This window comes from Acinetobacter ursingii DSM 16037 = CIP 107286, from assembly GCF_000368825.1.
GTDB classification, from domain to species: Bacteria; Pseudomonadota; Gammaproteobacteria; order Pseudomonadales; family Moraxellaceae; genus Acinetobacter; species Acinetobacter ursingii.
This window is the reverse complement of sequence record NZ_KB849717.1, coordinates 1328757-1349890: the sequence shown is the minus strand read 5'-3', so window position 1 is coordinate 1349890 and position 21134 is coordinate 1328757. Positions and strand designations below refer to the sequence as shown.

Annotated in this window: 21 protein-coding genes; 17 read left to right on the top strand and 4 right to left on the bottom strand. The window is 40.5% G+C overall.

Annotated elements, in window-relative coordinates:
• Positions 1–29 precede the first annotated feature (29 nt).
• Positions 30–224: a LysR substrate-binding domain-containing protein gene (locus tag F944_RS13840; protein WP_244489477.1), complete on the bottom strand. Its 195-nt coding sequence runs from the start codon at positions 222–224 to the stop codon at positions 30–32.
• A 1-nt stretch (position 225) separates the two neighbouring features.
• On the opposite strand from F944_RS13840, the gene F944_RS13835 reads away from it, so the two are divergent.
• From F944_RS13835 to F944_RS13795, 9 genes are all read left to right on the top strand, one after another.
• The gene (locus tag F944_RS13835; protein ID WP_080633053.1) at positions 226–564 is read left to right on the top strand and encodes an SDR family oxidoreductase; all 339 of its coding nucleotides are present in this window, start codon (positions 226–228) and stop codon (positions 562–564) included.
• A 172-nt stretch (positions 565–736) separates the two neighbouring features.
• Positions 737–1627: a metal-dependent hydrolase gene (locus F944_RS13830; protein ID WP_004991739.1), complete on the top strand. Its 891-nt coding sequence runs from the start codon at positions 737–739 to the stop codon at positions 1625–1627.
• Positions 1628–1775: 148 nt separating this feature from the next.
• Positions 1776–2366, top strand: coding sequence for a LemA family protein (locus tag F944_RS13825; RefSeq protein ID WP_004991738.1), 591 nt, complete (start codon positions 1776–1778; stop codon positions 2364–2366).
• Positions 2367–2392: 26 nt separating this feature from the next.
• Positions 2393–3487 carry a TPM domain-containing protein gene (locus tag F944_RS13820; protein WP_004991735.1) on the top strand — a complete coding sequence of 365 codons (1095 nt, stop codon included), beginning with the start codon at positions 2393–2395 and terminating at the stop codon, positions 3485–3487.
• Positions 3481–4041 carry a TPM domain-containing protein gene (locus tag F944_RS13815; RefSeq protein ID WP_004991733.1) on the top strand — a complete coding sequence of 187 codons (561 nt, stop codon included), beginning with the start codon at positions 3481–3483 and terminating at the stop codon, positions 4039–4041. Before F944_RS13820 ends, F944_RS13815 begins: the two co-directional genes overlap by 7 nt.
• A 205-nt stretch (positions 4042–4246) precedes the next feature.
• On the top strand, positions 4247–4756 hold the full coding sequence (locus F944_RS13810; protein WP_004991732.1) for a pilin: 510 nt from the start codon (positions 4247–4249) through the stop codon (positions 4754–4756).
• A 56-nt stretch (positions 4757–4812) separates the two neighbouring features.
• Positions 4813–6471: a PglL family O-oligosaccharyltransferase gene (locus F944_RS13805; protein ID WP_004991730.1), complete on the top strand. Its 1659-nt coding sequence runs from the start codon at positions 4813–4815 to the stop codon at positions 6469–6471.
• Positions 6468–7214 (top strand): TfpX/TfpZ family type IV pilin accessory protein, encoded by a 747-nt coding sequence (tfpZ, locus tag F944_RS13800; RefSeq protein WP_004991728.1) that lies wholly within the window; start codon positions 6468–6470, stop codon positions 7212–7214. The genes F944_RS13805 and tfpZ overlap by 4 nt, the downstream gene beginning before the upstream one ends.
• A gap of 75 nt (positions 7215–7289) precedes the next feature.
• Positions 7290–8954, top strand: coding sequence for a PglL family O-oligosaccharyltransferase (locus F944_RS13795; protein ID WP_004991726.1), 1665 nt, complete (start codon positions 7290–7292; stop codon positions 8952–8954).
• Between the two features lie 115 nt (positions 8955–9069).
• Here the strand turns inward: F944_RS13795 and F944_RS13790 are convergent, their stop codons facing one another.
• A complete protein-coding gene (locus tag F944_RS13790; RefSeq protein WP_004991723.1) occupies positions 9070–9795 on the bottom strand; it encodes a YidX family protein in 726 nt (241 codons plus the stop codon).
• 252 nt (positions 9796–10047) lie between these two features.
• On the opposite strand from F944_RS13790, the gene F944_RS13785 reads away from it, so the two are divergent.
• A complete protein-coding gene (locus tag F944_RS13785) occupies positions 10048–10557 on the top strand; it encodes a hypothetical protein (RefSeq protein ID WP_004991720.1) in 510 nt (169 codons plus the stop codon).
• Between the two features lie 62 nt (positions 10558–10619).
• Here the strand turns inward: F944_RS13785 and fadA are convergent, their stop codons facing one another.
• Together fadA and fadB are read right to left on the bottom strand one after the other, a co-directional pair.
• On the bottom strand, positions 10620–11792 hold the full coding sequence (fadA, locus tag F944_RS13780) for an acetyl-CoA C-acyltransferase FadA (RefSeq protein WP_004991718.1): 1173 nt from the start codon (positions 11790–11792) through the stop codon (positions 10620–10622).
• A gap of 12 nt (positions 11793–11804) precedes the next feature.
• Positions 11805–13958 (bottom strand): fatty acid oxidation complex subunit alpha FadB, encoded by a 2154-nt coding sequence (fadB, locus tag F944_RS13775; RefSeq protein ID WP_004991716.1) that lies wholly within the window; start codon positions 13956–13958, stop codon positions 11805–11807.
• Positions 13959–14452: 494 nt separating this feature from the next.
• On the opposite strand from fadB, the gene lpxO reads away from it, so the two are divergent.
• The 7 genes from lpxO (at position 14453) to F944_RS13740 (ending at position 21125) form a co-directional block, all read left to right on the top strand.
• Positions 14453–15397: a lipid A hydroxylase LpxO gene (gene lpxO / locus F944_RS13770; RefSeq protein ID WP_004991713.1), complete on the top strand. Its 945-nt coding sequence runs from the start codon at positions 14453–14455 to the stop codon at positions 15395–15397.
• 173 nt (positions 15398–15570) lie between these two features.
• The gene (locus tag F944_RS13765) at positions 15571–15990 is read left to right on the top strand and encodes a PH domain-containing protein (RefSeq protein ID WP_004991711.1); all 420 of its coding nucleotides are present in this window, start codon (positions 15571–15573) and stop codon (positions 15988–15990) included.
• Between the two features lie 122 nt (positions 15991–16112).
• Entirely contained in the window at positions 16113–17912 is a 1800-nt protein-coding gene (gene uvrC, locus F944_RS13760) for an excinuclease ABC subunit UvrC (RefSeq protein ID WP_010588586.1), read from the top strand.
• A 135-nt stretch (positions 17913–18047) separates the two neighbouring features.
• Complete coding sequence (locus tag F944_RS13755) at positions 18048–18842, top strand: thioesterase family protein (protein WP_004991707.1); 795 nt, start codon at positions 18048–18050, stop codon at positions 18840–18842.
• 110 nt (positions 18843–18952) lie between these two features.
• Positions 18953–19540 (top strand): CDP-diacylglycerol--glycerol-3-phosphate 3-phosphatidyltransferase, encoded by a 588-nt coding sequence (pgsA, locus tag F944_RS13750; RefSeq protein ID WP_010588585.1) that lies wholly within the window; start codon positions 18953–18955, stop codon positions 19538–19540.
• Positions 19541–19659: 119 nt separating this feature from the next.
• Positions 19660–20520, top strand: coding sequence for a bifunctional transcriptional activator/DNA repair enzyme AdaA (locus F944_RS13745; RefSeq protein ID WP_004991702.1), 861 nt, complete (start codon positions 19660–19662; stop codon positions 20518–20520).
• Positions 20517–21125: an alpha-ketoglutarate-dependent dioxygenase AlkB family protein gene (locus F944_RS13740; protein ID WP_004991699.1), complete on the top strand. Its 609-nt coding sequence runs from the start codon at positions 20517–20519 to the stop codon at positions 21123–21125. The genes F944_RS13745 and F944_RS13740 overlap by 4 nt, the downstream gene beginning before the upstream one ends.
• The last annotated feature ends 9 nt before the right edge of the window (positions 21126–21134 follow it).

The following is a 21134-nucleotide window of genomic DNA, read 5'->3' as shown; positions in this document are numbered from 1 at the left end:
AATATGAAGCCCGCAGTGATGCGGGCTTTTTATACTGTGCCAAAAGGTAAAAGTTGAAGAAAATGATCGAGTAAAATAGACGAGCTACGTTTATTCCAAATACAGTGTGTTTCAGAAAGAATGTCATTATTTTCAATTTCAACAAATTGCACATGATCCTTTTTTAACGACTGCATTGATTTAGGCACGAGCGCAATCCCTAAACCTAACTCTACGAACTCCACGATGGTGAGCCAGTTCCGAACCTCATGCATAGCCTATGCTTCCAGTAAAGCTGCTTTGATTGGGCTGACTCGGGTTGCAGCTTTGGAATTGGGTGCTTATGGTATTACTGTAAATGCGATTGGGCCTGATCCTATTGAAACAGAGCTGTTTAAGCAAGCCAATCCAAAGGGTGCTCCAGAAACGGAACAGATTTTAAAGAATGTGCCAGTACAACGTTTCGGACAGCCTGAAGATATTGCTCATGCTTGTGATTTTTTTCTCAGTGAAAAATCAGGATTTATTACGGGGCAAATTTTATATGTCTGTGGGGGCATGACCGTAGGCCTAAATCCGATTTAAATTACTTAAATATAGTTCATTTAAAACGGAACGATAAAGTGCTTTCAAATAGAATCAAACGGATTTATTGGTCAAAATGAGCACTTTGGCAAATGGCTGAGTTTTTATGCAATATACAAATATATAGAAATTTCTAATACTGATTTCTTCGTTGTATTGTTGAGGAATTCCCATGAGCTTAGCTCAAGTGACGAAACAAAAATCATATCTTAATCGTCCGAAAGCGCTTGGTATTACCGTACGTCGTCTACAATTTCACCCTGAAAAAATTAAACGACATTACTTTGCCAATTCACCTGTCATGTCACATATGCTCACGGCCTTGTCTTCGACCTTTCCGATTGGCGAACAATTTTTTGTACATAGTGTGCGTAATGTTCGGGATAAAGTAACTGATCCAACATTGCAGGCGCAGATTGCGGCTTTTATTGGGCAAGAAGCCATGCACTCCAAAGCGCATAGTGAATTTAATGATGCATGGCGACGTGATCACTATAATCTGGATCGTTTTCAGGCATGGTTAGCGCGAAAAAATATTCATGTCCACAGCTTACATCCTAAAATTCAGTTGGCTATTACCTGTGCCTTTGAACATTTTACCGCATTATTAGGCGGCTATATTTTGCGTCACCCTGAAGTGCTGAGTACGCTTGATGAAGATGCGATCAAACTTTGGGTCTGGCATGCGATTGAAGAAATCGAACATCGCGCAGTCGCTTTTGAGGTGTATCAGGCAGTGTACGGCGATGACCGTGTTCGTCGTTTGTTGATGCGTAGCGTCACGACAGGCTTTGCGAGCCTAACGCTGTATTCAACTACGCGTTTATTTTGGCAAGATAAATGGCGTAGTTTACCTAAAATTGGAGGCAATCTATTTGGCTTGTATTTGTTAGCTAAGATGCTCATTCAATTATTACCTGAATATTTGTCCTATTACAAAGCGGACTTTCATCCAGCGGAACAGGACTATAGTCAGATTGTGAAATACTGGAAAGATAAAATGGCAACTGAATATCACATGCAAAGCTTTCAGGAAGAAGTCGTGCCAAAGCTCTATAGTTAAATTAATTGACTACAAAGGTAAGTTTCATAAAAACGGATGTAATGTCCGTTTTTTGATGATGTAAAGAAAAGAAACAAACATCACTTTCAATCCTCGCTAAAATGCATTTATGTAAAAAAATTCCAAGAAATACTAAGAGGATATCATCATGAATCTTTTAAAAAAGACTGCGGTTGCAACTTTACTTGCGAGTACTTTGGCTTTTTCAGGCTGTGGTTATAACACTTTACAGGCTAAAGATGAGGCGGTGACTGCTTCATGGTCAGAAGTGCAAAACCAATATCAACGCCGTTCAGACTTGGTGCCCAATCTGGTCAATGTGGTCAAAGGTTATGCAACGCATGAAGAAAAAGTATTAACTGAGGTCACTCAGGCACGCTCTAATGTTGCAGGGCTAAAAGTTGATCAAAGCGTACTTGAAAATCCAGAACTATTTAAAAAATATCAGGAAGCGCAAAGCCAATTAACGGGTTCATTATCACGCTTGATCGCAGTATCAGAAAATTATCCTGACCTCAAAGCCAATGAGCAATTCCGCGATTTACAGGTACAGCTTGAAGGCACAGAAAACCGGATTGCAGTGGCACGTAATCGTTATATCACCACCGTTCAGGATTACAACACTTATGTGCGTCAGTTCCCACAAGTCATGACTGCCAAAGTGATTGGTATGCATGAAAAACCAAACTTTAGCGCAGAAGCTGGCGCAGAAAAGGCACCAACGGTTTCGTTTAACTAAACCTGATTAGATAAATAGGTGCTGTGATGGTCAAAACTGCCATGTTGGAGATGCAAAATCGCTGCAAAAAAGCGGTTTTGATGCTGCTGTGTTGTTGTGGATTTTTACTCTCGACCACGGTCTGGAGCGAAGTCGCCACTGCACAGGATTCGGATGATGCTGATACCATCATTGCAGGCAAGATCATTCAACAGCAACAAAACCCCCAGCAACAAAAGTCAGCAGCATCCACACCGCAAAGCTCGACTACGGTTAGACAACCTGAAATTGCTAATGATATGGCGGATGGTGAATCGATTCGAGGTTTGCCAAGTATGAATGAGCCTGTGATTGATCAGGCAAACTTGCTCACGGCAGAACAAAAACAGGCGATTTCACAGCAAATATTAAAACTTTATCAGGACAATAAAGCGCAAATCGGCATTGTCATTGTTCCGACTACGGGGCAGGAAGATATTTTTGATTATGCCATGCGAGTCGGAGAAAAATGGCAATTAGGTTCAGCCAAGCGTGATAATGGCTTGCTGATGGCGATTGCGGTCAATGATCGACGTATCCAGATTTTGACAGGATATGGTCTGGAAGGCGTCATCCCAGATATTGTCGCCAGTCGGATTATTCGCAATCAAATGACACCGTACTTTCAGCAAGGACAATACGCACAAGGCATACAAGCAGGTTTAAATGAAATTGAACGAGTGCTGAATCTTGATCCTGAAATTGCTCAACAGGCTGCGGCTGACTTAAAAGAACGTCAGGCGCAGGCCATGCATGAACAAGAAGCACGTTCACATATGCTGGTCTATTCTCTGATCATTATCGTCGTTGGGGTATTTGCATCATTTATAGTAGGAAATCGTGTGAGTGCTGCAACTGCCGGTGTGGCGGGTATCGTGGCTGGACTGGTCAGTGGTGTCGGGTTGATTACCAGTATATTGGCGGGTTTTGGGATTTTCTTTTTATTGATTACTTCACTAGCACAATTGATCTTGCAAATCTTTGCTTCTGGCGGAGGTGGTCGTGGAGGCGGAGGTTACGGCGGTGGAGGCTTTGGTGGAGGAGGCGGTTATAGTGGCGGCGGTGGTAGCTTTGGTGGCGGGGGAGCGTCAGGATCATGGTAACGAAAACAGATACAACACAAATCATCACTCAGCCGAAATTGGATGAAAAAGCACAACCGAGTTTAAAGCGTTGGTTGAAACATGCATTTTATTTTTCAGCCAGTAAACGCTTGTTTTCAAAACAGGATCAACTCGAGATAACAAATGCCGTTAAACAGGCAGAACATGGTCATATTGGTGAGATACAGGTGGTGATTGAAGGGCATATTCCTTGTTCTCAGGCTTATTATCAAAATACCCGTCGTCGTGCTGAACAGCTTTTTGCTGAATTAGGCGTTTGGGATACCGAATACAATAGTGGGATATTGTTGTATCTCAATTTGTGTGAACGGCAGGTCGAAATCGTAATTGATCGAGGTATTTGTGCATTGACGCATGAAACTGAATGGCAAGCGATTTGTCAGCATATCGTGACTGAACTTAAAGCAAAAAAATACCGACAAGCGGTGGTCACGGGTGTATTGGAAATTGGAGAAATTTTAGATCAATTTTATGATAAACAGATCACAGATAAAGATGATGAGCTGGATAATTCACCAATTATTTTAAATTAACGAGGAATCTCTGAATTGCTTTAAAGTGACACTATTTGTCACTTTTTTCTTATTTGGATACTTAAAAAAACATAAGCAAAAAAAACTTTTTATAAACTACTGTTTTTTATTTTGAAATGATTATAATCAGAGTTGGCATATTTTATGCTCATATAAATTAGCTTACAAAGCTTTATAAAAAAATACACAATTCGTGGAGAATGTTATGAACGCACAAAAAGGTTTTACCTTAATTGAATTGATGATCGTTGTCGCGATCATTGGTATTTTGGCAGCGGTTGCACTACCTGCTTATCAGGATTATACAGCACGTGCAAAAGTATCAGAAGTTGTTTTGGCTGCTTCAACTTGTCGTACCGCAGTTTCTGAAGCTTCACAAACTGGTTTTGCTGCTACACCTACAGCTAATAATACCTTTGGATGTGGTGAAGGGGGTAGTTCAGCATCCCCTCTTTCTCAATATGTAGAATCAATTACAACAACTAAAGATGGCGTTATTACAGTTAAAGCCCGTCAAATTAGCCAACTTGGCAGTAATGTGAATGTTGATTTTATTCCTTGGACAGTAGCAACAATTCCTGCAAGTGGTACAACTGGTCAAGCCGTTGCAGCAGATTTTAACCGTGCATCTCTTAATGTAATCAAAGCTTGGCAGTGTAAAAGTGGTAGAAGCAATGGTATTGAAGCTAAATATTTACCAGCATCTTGCCGTTAATTCGTCATATTAAAAAAAGGGCTTTAGCCCTTTTTTTTTGAGAAATTTATGTACAAATGAAATTGATATCTTTAGTAGCTACATTTTTTTTAGCTTTAGCTTGGTTATTGCCAAACCACTACAGACCGTGGCTGGCAGCGTATCAGGATGGATGTATATTTTTAGCTTTAATTATTTTAGCTATCTGGTTACTAAATAATAAATGTATTGGCATTCCAAAATTTTCTTTTTTTTTAATTTTTATTGCTTTTATTCCGATTTTACAAAATGTATTTGGATTTATTTCTTTTTCTGGTGATTCAATTATAAGTTCCTTTTATATTTTTGGTTTTTTTATTGCTTTTATAGTTGCATATCATTTACTTAGTAAATCAAAAAGAAATAATGTATTTAAATGGTTATATTGGGTAGTTTTGATCGTAAGTATTATTTCAGTGTGGATACAATTACGTCAATGGCTTTTATTTGAAGGAAATATTTGGACTGTTGATTTACCACCAAATGGTCGTCCCTTTGCAAATTTTGGTCAACCCAATAATTGTGCGACCTTTCTGTGTATGGGACTAATGGCATGCTTATATCTATATGAAAAAAAATATATTCATCGCTTTTGTGGAGTATTGCTTGCGAGTTTTATTCTATTTGGAATTACGCTTACTCAATCTCGTACAGCATGGGTGTTTGCACTGGCTTTTTTAATTTGGTGGTTTTGGAAATCCCGATATTTTCAGACGCGATTGTCTAAATATTCAGTGTTTTATTTTGTCGGTATATTTATCTTTTTTATTTTGATTACTCCTTATGTTTCCGATTATTTAGGGGTTACCAATACAACAGATGCGCTTACACGAGCAAGTTCAGGTTATTTAAGAATTCCAATGTGGCATCAAATGTTATTGGCGATCAAAGAGCAGCCGTTATTGGGTTATGGTTGGAACCAAGTTGGTGTTGCTCAACTTTCGGTTTATCTAGATTATCCAACGACAGAGTGGACTGAGCATAGTCACAATATCCTTTTGGATTTGCTCATCTGGAATGGTATTCCATTGGGACTTGTAATTATTGGATTTTTTACATGGTGGTTGTATCGTTTAAGTCAATTGGCAATATCAATTGAGCCTTTTATTGCGCTTTCAATGGTTGGAGCGGTATTGGTACATGCCATGCTTGAATATCCATTAGATTATGCTTTCTTTCTATTGCCTGTAGGCTTTTTATTGGGCTTGGTACAAGCTCAAGATAAAACCATAAAAGTAATTGAAATTCCAAGAACAGTGGTAGCAAGTTTGTGGACTATTTTCGTTGTTCTCTATATTTGGATATTTGTTGAATATCAAATGATTGAGAAAGATGTGCAATTGGTAAGATTTGAGGCATTCAATATAGGAACATTACATGCTGAACAGGCTGCTCCAGATGTGATTTTACTGACGCAATTAAGAGAGCAAATAAGATTTATTCGTACTCAACCTAAAGAAAATATGTCCCCTGAGCAGTTGGATTGGATGAGAAAAGTAGCTTATCGTTATTCAACTTCAGCCGCTTTGTATCGTTATGCACAGGCTTTAGCACTTAATCATCAACCTGAACTTGCAAGAAAACATCTATTAATTTTAGAAAAACTGCACGGTCAAAAGTATTCTTTTGAGTCGTTATATCAAGTTAATCAATCTTTGGCCTTTGAATGGCAAAATAAAACTGGATCTAAACCATGAACGATCGTTTATCTAAGAGACAAAAGTTCTTTTTGGGGCATTTAGGCTTATCTTTGTCATTAGCTGTCATTATTTTAATGTGGGTATTTTTCTGTTGGTATCCTTCACCATTGGCTAAAGCGGTGGGCGTGACTCACATCTTTTTAATGATGCTGGCAATTGATGTAATTGTGGGACCAGTTCTTGGTTTTATTGTTTATAAAGAAGGGAAAAAGACCCTTAAATTTGATTTAAGTGTCATTATTTTGATTCAACTTTCTGCACTTTGTTATGGAGTTTATAGCATTGGTCAAGGTCGCCCTGCGTGGTTGGTATATAATGTTGATCGTTTTGAACTAGTCCGTAATAATGAAATTATTGACCAGAATATTCAGCACGCTAAACCAGAATATCAGCATCCTTCATGGTTTAAACCGCAATATGTAGCGACTACATTTGCTCAAGACATTAAAACACGCAATGATGATATGTTTGCAGATGTGTTGGGTGGAATTTCTTTAGCGCAAAAACCTGAGCGTTATGTGGCTCTTAGCGAAGTAAAACAACAGATACAACAACGTGCCCAAAGTTTAAATGAACTAAATCAATTTAACGCTAAACAGGATACAGATAAAATCTTAAATCAATATCCTGAAGCAGATAGTTGGGTTCCACTAAAAGCTACCACAGTCGATATGGTCGTTTTAATGAATAAAGAAAAAGGCCAAGTGGTTAAAATTGTCGATTTAAGGCCATGGAAGTAAGAGAGGATTTTCCTCTCATCATCCATCAGAAAAATCCGTGTATAATCCCCACACTCTATTTTTCGCACTATACCTATGCGCGCTTTTTTCCTATTTTTAGCGTCTATCCTCATTAGCCTTGCATGGCTATCTCCTGATCATGCTTTTCCGTGGCTGACATTTTCCAGTGAAATACTGAGTTTTGCAGCAGTGCTTAGTCTGTTGGCAGGACTGTGTGATCAAAATCTACGAGTTCCTAAAATTCAGTGGATGGCTTTACCTATTGTCATTATTCCACTGCTTCAATGGATGTGTGGACTGGTTCTGGATCTAAGTAGTGCTTTGCTATTTAGCTTTTATTTACTGGCTTTCTGGTTTGTTACGATTACAAGTTATAACCTTGCTATACAAAATGATCGAAAAAAGCTTTTTATTCGTATTTGCTATGTTTTACTTATCACCAGTACTATTTCCAGTGTGATAGCGGTATTGCAATGGCTTAATTTGGATCAACATCTTTATGGAGTCATGGAGCTTCGAGCAGGCAATCGACCATTTGCCAATTTTGCCCAGCCGAACAATATGTCAACCTTTCTGGTCATGGGGCTGATGGCATGCTTGTATTTATTTGAACAACAAAAACTCAAAAAATTATTATTAATTTTAGCTTCAGTACTGATTTTATTTGCAATAGCTTTAAGTCAATCACGTACCGCTTGGGTGGTCTGCTTATTCTTTATGGCTTATTGGACATATCAAGCTTATAAACATCCAGTTCGTTTGCGTATCCCTTATATGCTGCTTTGGGTTATTACCTTTGCAGTCATGATTGCAATTCTACCCATCATAAATAATTTTATTAGTGCATTAGGTGCAACACAAATCGTAGAAACCGCATCTGTTGCAGAACGAGCAACTTCAGGCTATTTACGCTTTGATATCTGGACACAAATGTTACTAGCAATTCAACAGCATCCTTTGAGTGGTTATGGCTGGGGTCAAACCAGTCTGGCACAGCTTACTATTTTTAATCTGCATCCATCGCATGAATGGGTGACCAGTGGACATAATATTTTGCTGGATATTATCGTCTGGAATGGTTTGCCGCTTGGTCTATTGATCATTGGTTATATGGCATGTTGGATTTTATGGCTGAATCACAAAGCAAAAAGTCTGGAGTCAGTCGTTGCACTACTTATGGTCGGGGCAATTTTAGTTCATGCTTTGCTTGAGTTTCCGTTGCGTTATGCCTATTTTTTATTCCCTTTGGGCTTCTTACTTGGCTTTGTACAATCACAAGCTCCTGAGCTTAGAGCATCAATTTTATCCAAGTATGTAGTGAGGGGTGTTGTTGTTATCGGTAGTATTTTAATGTTGCTGATTTGGCGCGATTATACGGTGTATAAACTCAATAATGGCTTGGCTTTTCGTGGCGAACAGCCTACACAAACCGTGTGGGGAAGTACCGATATTTATCTACTAACGCAATTTAAAGATCGTATGCTTTGGCTGCAAATGAATCCGACGACACAACTAAGTGAGGATGAACTAACTCAACTCGGTCAAATGGTGAAAAATCGGGCATCACCTTATAACTTGCATAAATATGCACAGCTATTATTAGCGAATGGTAAGGCGCACGAAGCAGGTCAATATTTATATTACTTAAATATGTTGCATCATGAAAGTTATACGCTTCAGGACTTAAGTGCGGAAAATGCCGCTTCAGCCATTTATGGTGAAGATGAGAAAAAGCGCTAAAAATAAGATCCAGTTCACTTAAATATCGTGAGGGCGCTGGATCTTATCAATTTATCAGCAAGAAAAATCATCAGATGCTATGACCAACCTTATTTTAATTTTTTGGAATGAAAATCTAAGGCTGATAGCTAATTCCCATGATTTGTGCTGGTAAAACCAGAGCATCTATGGCTAAAGTAAATGGCACGAGGGGAAGTCGTGTTAATTTTTCTTGAGTAGATAGTGTAACTTTCTCTCTTTTGTCTTGATAATATTGAATCCTAACTTTATACGGTTTGGATAAGGGTTTTAAAGAATCTAAATTTTCTACGATAGGGTAGAGATTTCCTTCCAGTTTAATCTGAAAAATATAATGCTGATTTTGTTCTGTTGATTCCCTGCAATCACAGGGCAAAATACCGTATTGTTTGAATAAAAGTGTTTCTCTTTGGTTTAAACTGCCTGTTGATGGCGTATAAGAAAATTTTAAATATCCTGTGAAGTGATGGCTGTCTTTATCAGGTGAAACAAAGTTTAAATCTTGGCGAAGCTGAATATCATCTGGGTTAAGTTGGCTAATTAAATTGAAAAAATCTGAGCCACCTTTATTAAGCACATAACTATATTGTTTTCCTGCAATGACAATCGCATCTTTGGGTTCATTGACTAAAAATGTTGTTGGCTTACCAAAAGCCACCACTTCATCTTCAACCAACGTTTTCCATCGGTCTCCGTACTCATATTTTGTAAAAAGATCGTGTGTGTTTCCACCGATGGTCTGATTCGACGTACAGCCTGAAAGTAAAAACAAAGATGAAACTACAGTGAATAAGGAGATTATTTTTAAATTTTTCATCAGCATTTTGAATGGGTTAAATTGGTCTTTAAAATAGCATAGCATCCATAAGAAAGGTTATTGAATTGATTATTTGGACGTTAATCAATGGTTTTTATCTTGCTCTTATTTCAAAGCTAGATGTAATTTGAATATTTAAACTTTATGACCATTTATCTAAGTCCTACTGAATAAAAATCTGTTTTGTTGTAGCCTATTAGTATCGCTTATATTTTATTCATCATGTTTTATTGTGATGTGGCATCTCGGGAGCATGTTATGAATCTGGTTAAATATCTGGCGGTCATAAGTTTCATGATGATAAACGTGCCAACTGTGCAAGCTGAAGATGTTGCACTATTGCCCAGTATTCATGCGATGGCGGAATCTGAATTGCGAGAAGAAGCTGGTATTGTTCCATTTCAGGAAGATAAAGCAGTACGTCAGGCGCTTAGACATCATATTGATAAAATTCAAAATGATATACAGAATCCCAAAGTTAATCAGAACCCTTATATCGCAATTGATTATCAACCTACAACTTCACCTGATATGAGTCAACTTTCCCCATTTTTGCAGCAGTATCTTTTATCGATTACCTCAGGATTACAATCATCTGACCCGACCAGTGGCATATTTAATATGCTTGCGCCTTTAAATATCAACCGAAATAATGTCGATGCATTTCGTGATGGTACGATCAAAGTGAATGTAGAGGACATATTAAGACTCCAGCAACAAATTAGAGATGGATTAAATCCTCCGCAAAACCCTTGGTTTCCGCGTTAAAAATTTGATCCTATTAATAAAAAATCCCCGCATTTAGCGGGGATTTTTTATCTCAATGTCGATTAAACACGTTCGATAATGGTCGCGATACCTTGACCTAAACCGATACACATGGTCGCAAGACCAATTTGCGTATCTTGTTGTTCCATCACGTTCAACAATGTGGTGGTAATACGTGCGCCTGAACAGCCCAATGGGTGACCCAATGCAATCGCACCACCATTCAAGTTAATGATGTCTTGTTTATCATAAACGCCTAAGCCTTTCATGACTGATAAGCCTTGAGCAGCGAATGCTTCGTTTAACTCGATGGTTTGGATGTCTGCCATGGTTAAACCAGCACGTTTAAGTGCTTTTTGCGTTGCTGGCACTGGACCATAACCCATGATCGCAGCATCACAACCTGCAATCGCCATTGAACGAATCACGGCACGTGGTTTTAAACCAAATGCTTGAGCGCGTTCAGCAGACATCAATAACATTGCAGAAGCACCATCAGACAGAGCAGAAGACGTTGCTGCTGTCACTGAACCACCTTTAGGATCAAACACTGGTTTCAATGCTTGGAATGCTTCAAGGTTAGCATCAGGACGAATCACTTCGTCGATGTCACACAGGATTTTGAAACCATTAGCATCATGACCTTCAACACCTACGATTTCGTTTTTGAAACGACCTTCTTGTGTTGCAGCCCAAGCACGGCGGTGAGATTCAACACCGAATTTGTCCTGTTCTTCACGGCTAATGCCATTCATACGACCTAACATTTCAGCTGTTAAGCCCATCATGTTAGAGGCTTTGGCATAGTGTTTAGAGGCTTCTGGGTTAAGGTCGATGCCGTGCATCATCCCAACGTGGCCCATGTGTTCAACACCACCGATGATGAAAACATCACCTTGGTTGGTTGCAATTTGTGCAGCAGCCGTGTGGATGGCCTGCATAGAAGAACCGCAAAGACGGTTAACGGTTTGACCGCCCGCAGTCTTTGGAATGTCAGCCAATAAACCAATATTACGAGCAATATTCATCCCTTGCTCTAAAGTCTGGTTGACACAGCCCCAGATGACATCTTCAACTTCATTGGTATCAAACTGGTTACGAGCAACCAGTGCACGTACTAATTCAGCAGATAAACTGTCGGCACGTACATTGCGGAACATACCGTTACGTGATTTGCCCATGGCAGAACGAACGCCATCAACAATCACAACGTCACGTGGATTTAAAGTAGCCATTCACGTCGCTCCTTAACCGTAGAATTTTTTGTTGTTAGCAGCCATGTCACGCAACATTTGTGGCGCTTCATAAGCCTTACCTAAGTGTGCATATTTGTCGCAAAGCGCAACATATTCAGCGACACCAGTCTGATCGATATAACGGCATGGGCCGCCACGGAATGGAGGGAAACCTACACCCATGATCATCGCCATATCCGCTTCTGATGCTGTTGCTACGATATTGTCTTCTAAGCAACGAACGGTTTCGTTACAGAAAGTCAGCATCATGCGGTCAATGATTTCTTGGTTATCAAACTCGCGTTTTTCACCAGTAATGAAAGGGGCAATGATTTCGTAAGCTGTTGGATCAACAGTTTTCGCTTTCTTGCCTTTCTTATCGAGCACGTATTTGTAGAAACCAACGTCATTCTTTTGACCTAGGCGTTTTGCTTCGTACATCGCTTCGATCGAACCTTTGTAGTCTGGCTTCATACGGTCTGGGAAACCTTCAGCCATGACTTCTGCGCCATGTACACCTGTATCGATACCAACAACATCGATTAAGTATGCAGGACCCATTGGCCAGCCAAATTTCTCCATGACTTTATCGATTTGCTGGAAGTCAGCACCATCTTTAAGCAATAGATCAAATGCACCAAAGTAAGGGAACAACACACGGTTTACAAGGAAGCCTGGGCAGTCATTGACCACGATAGGTGTTTTACCCATTTTCTGAGCCAGTACCACAGTAGTAGCAACTGCTTCTTCAGAGGTTTGTTCACCACGAATCACTTCAACCAATGGCATCATGTGAACTGGGTTAAAGAAGTGCATACCCACAAAGTTTTCAGGACGTTTAAGCGCTTTGGCTAAACGTGTGATTGAAATCGTTGAGGTATTCGAGGCAATAATGGTGTTATCACGGACTTTAGACTCTGTATCCGCCAAAACTGCTTCTTTGACTTTTGGATTTTCAGTCACCGCTTCGATCACGATATCGACTTCTTTAAACTCGTCATAGCTTAAAGTTGGACGGATACGCGCTAAAGTTTCACCCATTTTTGCAGGAGTAAGCTTTTTGCGTTCTACTTGTTTGGTGAGTAAGCCATTGGCCTCTTTCATACCGAGTGCAAGTTGAGCATTACCAATATCTTTCATGATAATCGGTGTGCCTTTGCTTGCCGCTTGATAGGCAATACCACCGCCCATGATCCCAGCGCCAAGAACCGCAGCCTGATTGACTGGGTGAGCACCTTTCTCATGTTGTTTAGAGGCTTTTTTTACGATCTGATCATTTAAGAATAGACCGATTAGTGCTTCAGCTTGTGGGGTGATCGCCGCTTTTGCAAAACCTTGCGCTTCTGCTTTTAGTGCGTCATCACGACCTAAGCTTGCGCCTGCTTGTAAGGAATCAAGCATCAGTTTAGGGGCAGGGTATTGTGCAGGATTCGCTTTCGCCAAAACTGCGCCCTTCGCCGTATTAAAGGCCATCATTTGTTCAAGTGGATTTAACTTGATTGGATCAAGTTTTTCCTGACGTTTTGCTTTCCAGTCTAAACGACCCGCAAGTGCTTGTTTTACCAAGTCAATTGCCGCTTCTTGTAGCTTGTCAGCCGCAACCACAGCATCTACCGCGCCATCTTTGAGTGCAGCAGCAGGCTTTTTCGGAGCAGCCATCGCCATCCATTCAACCGCATTGTCGATACCAATCACGCGGCTTAAACGTACTGTACCGCCAAAGCCAGGGAAAATACCGAGCTTGATTTCTGGTAAACCGACTTGCGCTTGTTCTGACATCACGCGATAGTCACAGACCAGACACATTTCAAAACCACCGCCCAATGCCATACCATTAATGGCAGCGACTTTAGGGATGTTTAAATCTTCAAAACTGCTAAAAATTTCATGTACAGGCAATGACCATTCAACAATGGCTTGTTCACCTTGCGCAAAATTTTGTCCAAACTCAGTAATATCTGCACCAACGATAAATGTTGATTTTGCAGAAGTGACGATTAAGCCTTTGATTTCAGCATTGGCTTTAACCGCAGCAATTGCCGCCTGAAAATCTTCAATGGTTGCACGGTTAAATTTGTTGACTGACTCACCTTGTAAGTCAAAGCGGAATTCTGCAATTCCGTCCGAAAGCATTTGGACGGTAATGGCATTGCCAGCGTGGATCATGCCTGATCTCCTTTATTTTGGAGGACTTCTACGTTGATGTGATGAAGCGTGTATGCATTTTCTGCACACAATTATGCTCCGCTAATCTTACGATAACTATATCCAAAAACAGCATAACAAGTTGTATCAAGCCGTGACGCAAGGGTCATCTATTTTTGTTACCTGTTATTGCGCGTTTTTGTAAATAACGTTCCATAAGCATAGCCTGAGATAATGAACTTCCTGTTTCAATTCAAGTTTTTTTAATCAAACCTGTATTTTTATAATGGATTCAGTGTCAAAAAAGTAGCCCTATTTTTGTAACCATTCTGTCAAAAAAGTCAATCAAGTGAATTATTTAATTGCCAATTTCTGGGATAAGCTAGACTAAATTGACAAAAAATAGCTTTTTTGTCATTGCTTTTGTTAAAATCTCTCGCCGTTAGCCACTGATCAGTGGCCGATCTTGTGAGTATGATTGCTCTGAGTTTTCTATCCTTTGAAAGAGTAGCGATATGATTAAATGGATCATATTAGCGATTTTTGTGATTTCAGCTTTATATATCCAAAATCGCGGAAAAGTACGACATTCGTTTTATCGTCAATTTTTTGATCATTCTACGATATTGGCACCGATTAATTTTTTGATGTACATCTTTTCAAAAGTGCCGAATCAACCTTATATCGATACGCAGCATTTTAAAGATTTGAAAGTGTTGGATGAAAACTGGGAAATGATCCGTGATGAGGCAAAAGCCTTATATGCACAGGGTGGAATCAAGGCATCAAGTACTTATAATGACTTGGGGTTCAATTCATTTTTTAAGACAGGCTGGAAACGCTTTTATTTAAAATGGTATGACTCTGCGCATCCCTCAGCAGCTGAGTTATGTCCGAAAACAACGGCTTTATTAAAAACTTTACCCACGATTAAAGCGGCCATGTTTACTGAACTTGCGCCACATAGTCGTCTGGTACGTCATCGTGACCCGTATGCAGGTTCATTACGCTATCATTTGGGTTTGATCACGCCGAATGATGATCGTTGCTTTATTGATGTTGATGGACAAATTTATTCATGGCGTGACGGTGAAAGTGTGGTGTTTGATGAAACCTATATTCACTATGCCGAAAACGGAACCGATGAAAACCGTATTATTTTCTTTGCCGATGTTGAACGTCCGCTGAAAACTCGTTTAATGGAAAAGTTTAATCACTGGTTTGGTAAAAATGTCATGACGGCGGCCAGCTCGCCGAATGAAACAGGCGACCAAACGGGAGGCTTAAATAAAGCTTTTGGTTATGTCTATCAAATTCGTTTAAAAGCCAAAGCTTTAAAAGCAAAAAACCGAAAACTATACTATTTCCTGAAATGGTTTTTGATGCTTGGTATTTTCTTCCTGATTTTTATTCGCCCTTATATGCCGCAGATCATTGAGTTCTTTCAAAAGATACTGTGAGATAAGCGCCCTTAAGGGCGTTTTTTTATATTTGTCATCGATTTTGTCTTGGATGGTGGTTTTGGCCATTTGCAACACTTTGCCCTTACACGAGGTTCATGAGAAGATAAGCCCAGATTTATATATCGCATAAAATTTTAAAGATTGATTTGTTATTTATTGGGGAGTTTCGCATGCAGACCTTTCGTTCAAAAAAAGACTGGTGGATTTTGGGTTTTATCATTGCCGCAACAGGAATTTTATTGCAAATGCTTTGGAGCATGCAGCTTCGCGGAACTCTGCAAGAATATCCTGAACATGGCATTGTATATGCATTGGTGATACTTATTATGTGGTGGCCTGTGGTAAATACTCGTTATATCGTGACTCAGGATCATGTGATTATTCATAGTATGTTTTTAAAATGGATCATTTCACGAAGTGAAATCCATAGCATGACGCCAACCAATAATCCAGTATCTGCACCAGCTTTATCACTGGATCGAATCAAGATTGATTATCAGAAAGATGGGAAAAACAAATCTGTATTGATTTCACCAAAAAATAAGCAGAAATTTATCGAAGCCTTAACGTTGGATCGTTCTCATCATTAAACTGTAAGTCTCTTTTTCTTGGTGAAAATGTTGCTCTAACAGCAAACAATCATATAAATGCTTGAAAAGAGAATGTTTGAGCACAACATACACTGATGTAGCCAAAGGAAAGCCAAGACATAGTGAATTCAATCGCGCGCCCACATATTGAAAAAATTCTTGCTCACATGACCCAATTACCCGGCGTTTATAAAATGCTGGGGAAGGATGGTGAGCTGCTCTATGTGGGCAAAGCCAAGAATTTAAAAAATCGGGTGTCGAGTTATTTTGTCAAAACTATTGAACATCCGAAAACTCAGGCCTTGGTGGCGCGGATCTATAATATTGAAACACTGGTCACTCGTTCAGAAACTGAAGCCTTACTACTCGAACAAAACCTGATCAAGCTGCATCGCCCGCCCTACAATATTATGCTGCGCGATGATAAATCCTATGTGTACATTTTTGTCTCGGCAGATAAACCTTATCCACGTATTGCCAGTGGACGCGGTAAAGGCAAGCATCAAGTCGGCAAATTTTTTGGACCGTATCCGAGTGCCTATAATGCTCGGGATACTTTATTGGTGCTGCAAAAGCTATTTAATGTGCGTCAGTGTGAAAATAGCTTTTTTTCACAACGTAAACGCCCCTGCCTGCAATATCAGATCAAACGCTGTACTGCGCCTTGTGTCGGTTTGATTTCTCCACAGGAGTATAAGGAAGATGTGGATAACTCCATTCGTTTTCTACAGGGTGATACCCGCGAGCTCAATCAGGAATTGATTGCGAAAATGGAACAAGCGGCAGAACAGCTTGAATTTGAAAAAGCAGTCTTTTATCGTGATCGTCTGGCGTTGCTACGTGAAGTTCAGGCACAGCAAGCGGTATTTAAAGTGAAAGGTGAGGCCGATATTCTGGCGATTGCCCATCAAGCGGGTGTGACGTGTGTGCAAATCATGCATGTCCGTAATGGCCGCATGTTAGGGGGTAAAAGTTACTTTCCAGATATGCTTAGTGATGATCTGGGACAAATGCTGAGTGACTTTATGGCTAACTTTTATTTTCAGGTCGCCGATGAAGTTCCGAGTGAGTTAATCATTAATGTCGCATTGCCTGATACTAAAGAGTTGGAACAGGCGCTCCATACCGAATTTGAGAAGAAAGTACAGATTAAACATAAGGTACGTGAAACCCGTGCCGAGTGGTTAGAATTGGCGCAGATGAATGTGCAGCATGCCATTAAAGGGCAACTCAGTAATCATCTGGAACTGAATGAGCGTTTTCACCAATTGGAACAAGTGGTGGGACGACCGATTGACCGGATTGAATGCTTTGACATCAGCCATACCATGGGTGAAGCACCCATTGCATCGTGTGTGGTCTTTGATCAGGGCGGCGCACGTAAGCGTGATTATCGTCAGTTTGCGATTCAGGATATCACGGGCGGTGACGATTACGCAGCCATGCGCCAAGCCTTAACACGCCGATATAAAAAGCATTTATTGCCAGATTTACTCTTGATTGATGGGGGTAAAGGACAACTGCATATGGCGATGGAGGTGATGCAGGATTTACAACTGGATGCCTTTATGGTGGGCGTATCTAAAGGGGAAGGGCGTAAACCCGGACTTGAAACTTTACATTTTACTGATGGCACCAAAATTCAATTACCTGAAGATCATAAAGCATTGCATTTGATTCAACAGGTGCGGGACGAAGCACATCGTTTTGCGATTACCAAACATCGCGCTAAACGTGATAAACGCCGTGCAGGTTCAGTATTAGAAGCGATTCCTGGGCTTGGACCCAAACGTCGCCGTGATTTATTGACACACTTCGGTGGGATTCAGGGCGTACTCAAAGCCTCGGAAAAAGAGCTGACTTTGGTTCCGGGGCTTGGTCCAGCAATGGCGCGAACCATTTATAAAATTTTGCATGAATAATTTTCGATTACTTTTTAGCACTGACGATGCTGTTTAAGAGTGACCAAAATGCTCAATGACTTATGCGTCAATGATCATTTACATCTATAAAAAAGCATCACACTATGTGAAAGATCAATAAACTGGAAAAATAATATGTCACTTACACGGTTATTTCGTGAAATTGAACAACAGGAATGGATTGATTTACCAGAGGGTTGGTTACAGGGTCGCACGATTTTTGGCGGTCTGGCCGCAGGCGTTTTGATGCATAAAGCATTGTGCACCATTGGGGATGAAAGCAAGCGTTTATTGAGCTGTAGTATTACTTTTGTCGGGCCAGTACAAGCGGGGAAAGCACGTATAACCGCCGAAATTTTGCGTCAGGGCAAGTCGGTCACTACACTTGAAGTACGCCTATGGCAGGAAAATGCAGTGCAAAGTATTTTGATCGCAAGTTTTGGTACAGATCGTGATTCGAGTATTCATGTACGTCAGGAACCTATGATCCCTGCTTATCCACTCGCGGATCAGTTAGCACCTTTACCTTTTGCTAAAATGATGCCTGAGTGTTATCAACATTTTGACCTGCGGTGGGCCGAAGGGAAATTTCCAATGATGGGAAGTCCAAGTCCAGATTTTGGCGGATGGGCAAGGTTTTCACCTGAAGAGCAAGCCAATCGTAAAATGACACTGGCAGATTTTGTCACATTGACTGATATCTGGCCACCCGGTGTTTTGAGTATGTTTAAGACACTTGCACCAGCAAGTTCACTGACTTGGCACATCACGTTTATTCATTCTTTAAAAGAGCAATTACACGACTGGTTTAAATATAAAGTGGTGACTGAATATGCTGAGCATGGATATGCGACAGAACATGCTTATGTCTGGAATGAACAAGATCAATTACTGGCGATTTGCCGTCAGACGGTTACTGTATTTGCCTAGTCGACACTGTTGGGTATTTCGTATAAAGTTGGGCGTAGAAAATATTTTGCCTTATCTGAAATGTTGCATCGCCTTGTGGCGGCAATGAGGGGACTAAACTGGCGATGTCTATGACAACAGGACGCATCCTGAATATCCCGAACATTTTAACACTTGCACGTATCGCATTGATTCCAGTTTTTTTATTGATTGCTTATTGGCCCCCTGCGATTGGGATCAATGAACATGAGGGGAGCTTTTTTAGGCATCTTATTTTGACTGCAATCTTTGTGCTCGCTGCAATTACCGACTGGTTTGATGGTTATCTGGCTCGTGCACTCAATCAAAGCTCTGCTTTTGGACGTTTTTTAGATCCCGTTGCAGATAAATTGATGGTGGCAGCAGCCTTGATTGTACTGGTGCAATGGCAACCTACGATCGCAATGGCCTTTGCTGCGATTGTGATTATTTCCCGTGAAATTACCGTGTCTGCTTTGCGTGAGTGGATGGCTGAATTAGGGGCAAGAACCAACGTTGCAGTTTCAACCGTAGGTAAATATAAAACTGCCTTTCAAATGATTGCGATTAGTGTATTTTTACTCAATTGGCAGCCGCTTGAATTACTGGCTTATGCATTGTTATATACAGCGGTGATTTTAACCTTATGGTCGATGTTTATTTATTTAAAGGCAGCTTGGCCGTATCTGAAACAGCCTTAAGCATTTAAAGCCTTTCTGATGAAAGGCTTTTTTAACGAAACATCTAATGTCGTGCAAGAATCGGGTCGTCAGGGTCTATGCTTTGATTTACAGTAAAACTGAATACAGGAGTGTTGATGATGAAAAACGTATCCTCCAGCCAGTTTACTGTGATGGCAAGCATGATTGAATATGCCTATCAGCATTTTGATGACCAACCTAATCTGGAACAAATGGCTGCAAGGGTGGGTTTAAGCCCGAGCTATGCACAGCGCCAGTTTCAGGAATGGGTTGGCATTAGCCCAAAAAAATTTGTGCAATACTTGAGTCTGCAACGCGCCAAAGCCTTGTTGCAACAGCGCCATAGTATTTTGGAAACTGCACTGGAAACTGGGCTGTCAGGTACTGGACGTTTGCATGATTTATTTGTACACATTGAAGGGATGACACCCGGAGAATATAAACAACAAGGGCAATCTCTACGGATTATTTATTCGATAGAAGCGACGCCGTTTGGTGAGATTTTCATTGCAAGTACAAATAAAGCCATTTGTTCAATTCAGTTTTTATCAGATGCATTGACTGATTTGATAGCACTTGATGAATTGCAGCAGCGCTTTGCGTTGGCTGAGTTTCAACAGCAATCCACTGAACTTCATCAGCAGGTTAGTGCATGGTTTCAGCACGATTTTAAGTCTAATTTGCAGCAAAAAATTCCACTACGTTTGCAGGGGACGCCTTTTCAGCTCAAAGTTTGGGAAGCACTGTTAAAGATTCCAGAAGGCCAGTTGAGCAGTTATCAACAGATTGCGGAGCAAATTGGTCATCCCAAAGCGTTTCGTGCAGTGGCTAGTGCCGTCGCGCAAAATCCAATCGCGTATTTAATCCCATGCCATCGTGTAATTCGATCTACAGGTGTGATTGGTGAATATCATTGGACTCATGCACGTAAACTGGCACTGCTGTCATGGGAAATGGTAAAACAGGAGCAAGCGGTATGACGCTGGATTTGTTTGCCCCTGATCCACAAACCAATGTGCTGCCTTATGAGGGGGAGGTGCAGGATTATGGTCTGTTCCTCAACCTTGAACAGGCTGAATTTTATTTTCATTATTTGCTTGAACATTTGCCATGGCGGCATGATGAAGCCAAACTTTATGGAAAACATTTTATTACCCCGCGTAAAGTTGCATGGTATGGCGATGCACATTATCGCTATGCTTATTCAGGGGTAATGCGTGATTCCTTGCCGTGGGATGAGCAGTTATTTTTACTCAAGCAGAGTATTGAGCAATTGCTTGGCGAGCAGTTTAATTCCTGTCTGGCTAATTTATACGAAGAAGGGACACAAGGAATGGCGTGGCATAGTGACGGTGATATGTCTTTGGCCGAGCAAACCACGATCGCCTCTTTGAGTTTAGGCGCCACTCGAAAGTTTTGTTTTCGGCATATCAGTACCAAAGAAAAAATTGAAATGCTGCTGCAATCGGGTCAGCTCATTGTCATGCGGGGTGTCACTCAACAGCACTGGCAGCATGCGATTATGAAGTCACAGAAAATTTTGCAGCCCCGTATCAATTTAACTTTTAGACAGTTTTTGCTTTAAATCATTGTA

Coding starts and splice junctions, on each gene's coding strand:
- F944_RS13835 (WP_080633053.1), top strand. CDS start 226: ATGGTGAGCCAGTTCCGAACCTCATGCATAGCCTATGCTTCCAGTAAA.
- F944_RS13830 (WP_004991739.1), top strand. CDS start 737: ATGAGCTTAGCTCAAGTGACGAAACAAAAATCATATCTTAATCGTCCG.
- F944_RS13825 (WP_004991738.1), top strand. CDS start 1,776: ATGAATCTTTTAAAAAAGACTGCGGTTGCAACTTTACTTGCGAGTACT.
- F944_RS13820 (WP_004991735.1), top strand. CDS start 2,393: ATGGTCAAAACTGCCATGTTGGAGATGCAAAATCGCTGCAAAAAAGCG.
- F944_RS13815 (WP_004991733.1), top strand. CDS start 3,481: ATGGTAACGAAAACAGATACAACACAAATCATCACTCAGCCGAAATTG.
- F944_RS13810 (WP_004991732.1), top strand. CDS start 4,247: ATGAACGCACAAAAAGGTTTTACCTTAATTGAATTGATGATCGTTGTC.
- F944_RS13805 (WP_004991730.1), top strand. CDS start 4,813: ATGAAATTGATATCTTTAGTAGCTACATTTTTTTTAGCTTTAGCTTGG.
- tfpZ (WP_004991728.1), top strand. CDS start 6,468: ATGAACGATCGTTTATCTAAGAGACAAAAGTTCTTTTTGGGGCATTTA.
- F944_RS13795 (WP_004991726.1), top strand. CDS start 7,290: ATGCGCGCTTTTTTCCTATTTTTAGCGTCTATCCTCATTAGCCTTGCA.
- F944_RS13790 (WP_004991723.1), bottom strand. CDS start 9,795: ATGCTGATGAAAAATTTAAAAATAATCTCCTTATTCACTGTAGTTTCA.
- F944_RS13785 (WP_004991720.1), top strand. CDS start 10,048: ATGAATCTGGTTAAATATCTGGCGGTCATAAGTTTCATGATGATAAAC.
- fadA (WP_004991718.1), bottom strand. CDS start 11,792: ATGGCTACTTTAAATCCACGTGACGTTGTGATTGTTGATGGCGTTCGT.
- fadB (WP_004991716.1), bottom strand. CDS start 13,958: ATGATCCACGCTGGCAATGCCATTACCGTCCAAATGCTTTCGGACGGA.
- lpxO (WP_004991713.1), top strand. CDS start 14,453: ATGATTAAATGGATCATATTAGCGATTTTTGTGATTTCAGCTTTATAT.
- F944_RS13765 (WP_004991711.1), top strand. CDS start 15,571: ATGCAGACCTTTCGTTCAAAAAAAGACTGGTGGATTTTGGGTTTTATC.
- F944_RS13755 (WP_004991707.1), top strand. CDS start 18,048: ATGTCACTTACACGGTTATTTCGTGAAATTGAACAACAGGAATGGATT.
- pgsA (WP_010588585.1), top strand. CDS start 18,953: ATGACAACAGGACGCATCCTGAATATCCCGAACATTTTAACACTTGCA.
- F944_RS13745 (WP_004991702.1), top strand. CDS start 19,660: ATGAAAAACGTATCCTCCAGCCAGTTTACTGTGATGGCAAGCATGATT.
- F944_RS13740 (WP_004991699.1), top strand. CDS start 20,517: ATGACGCTGGATTTGTTTGCCCCTGATCCACAAACCAATGTGCTGCCT.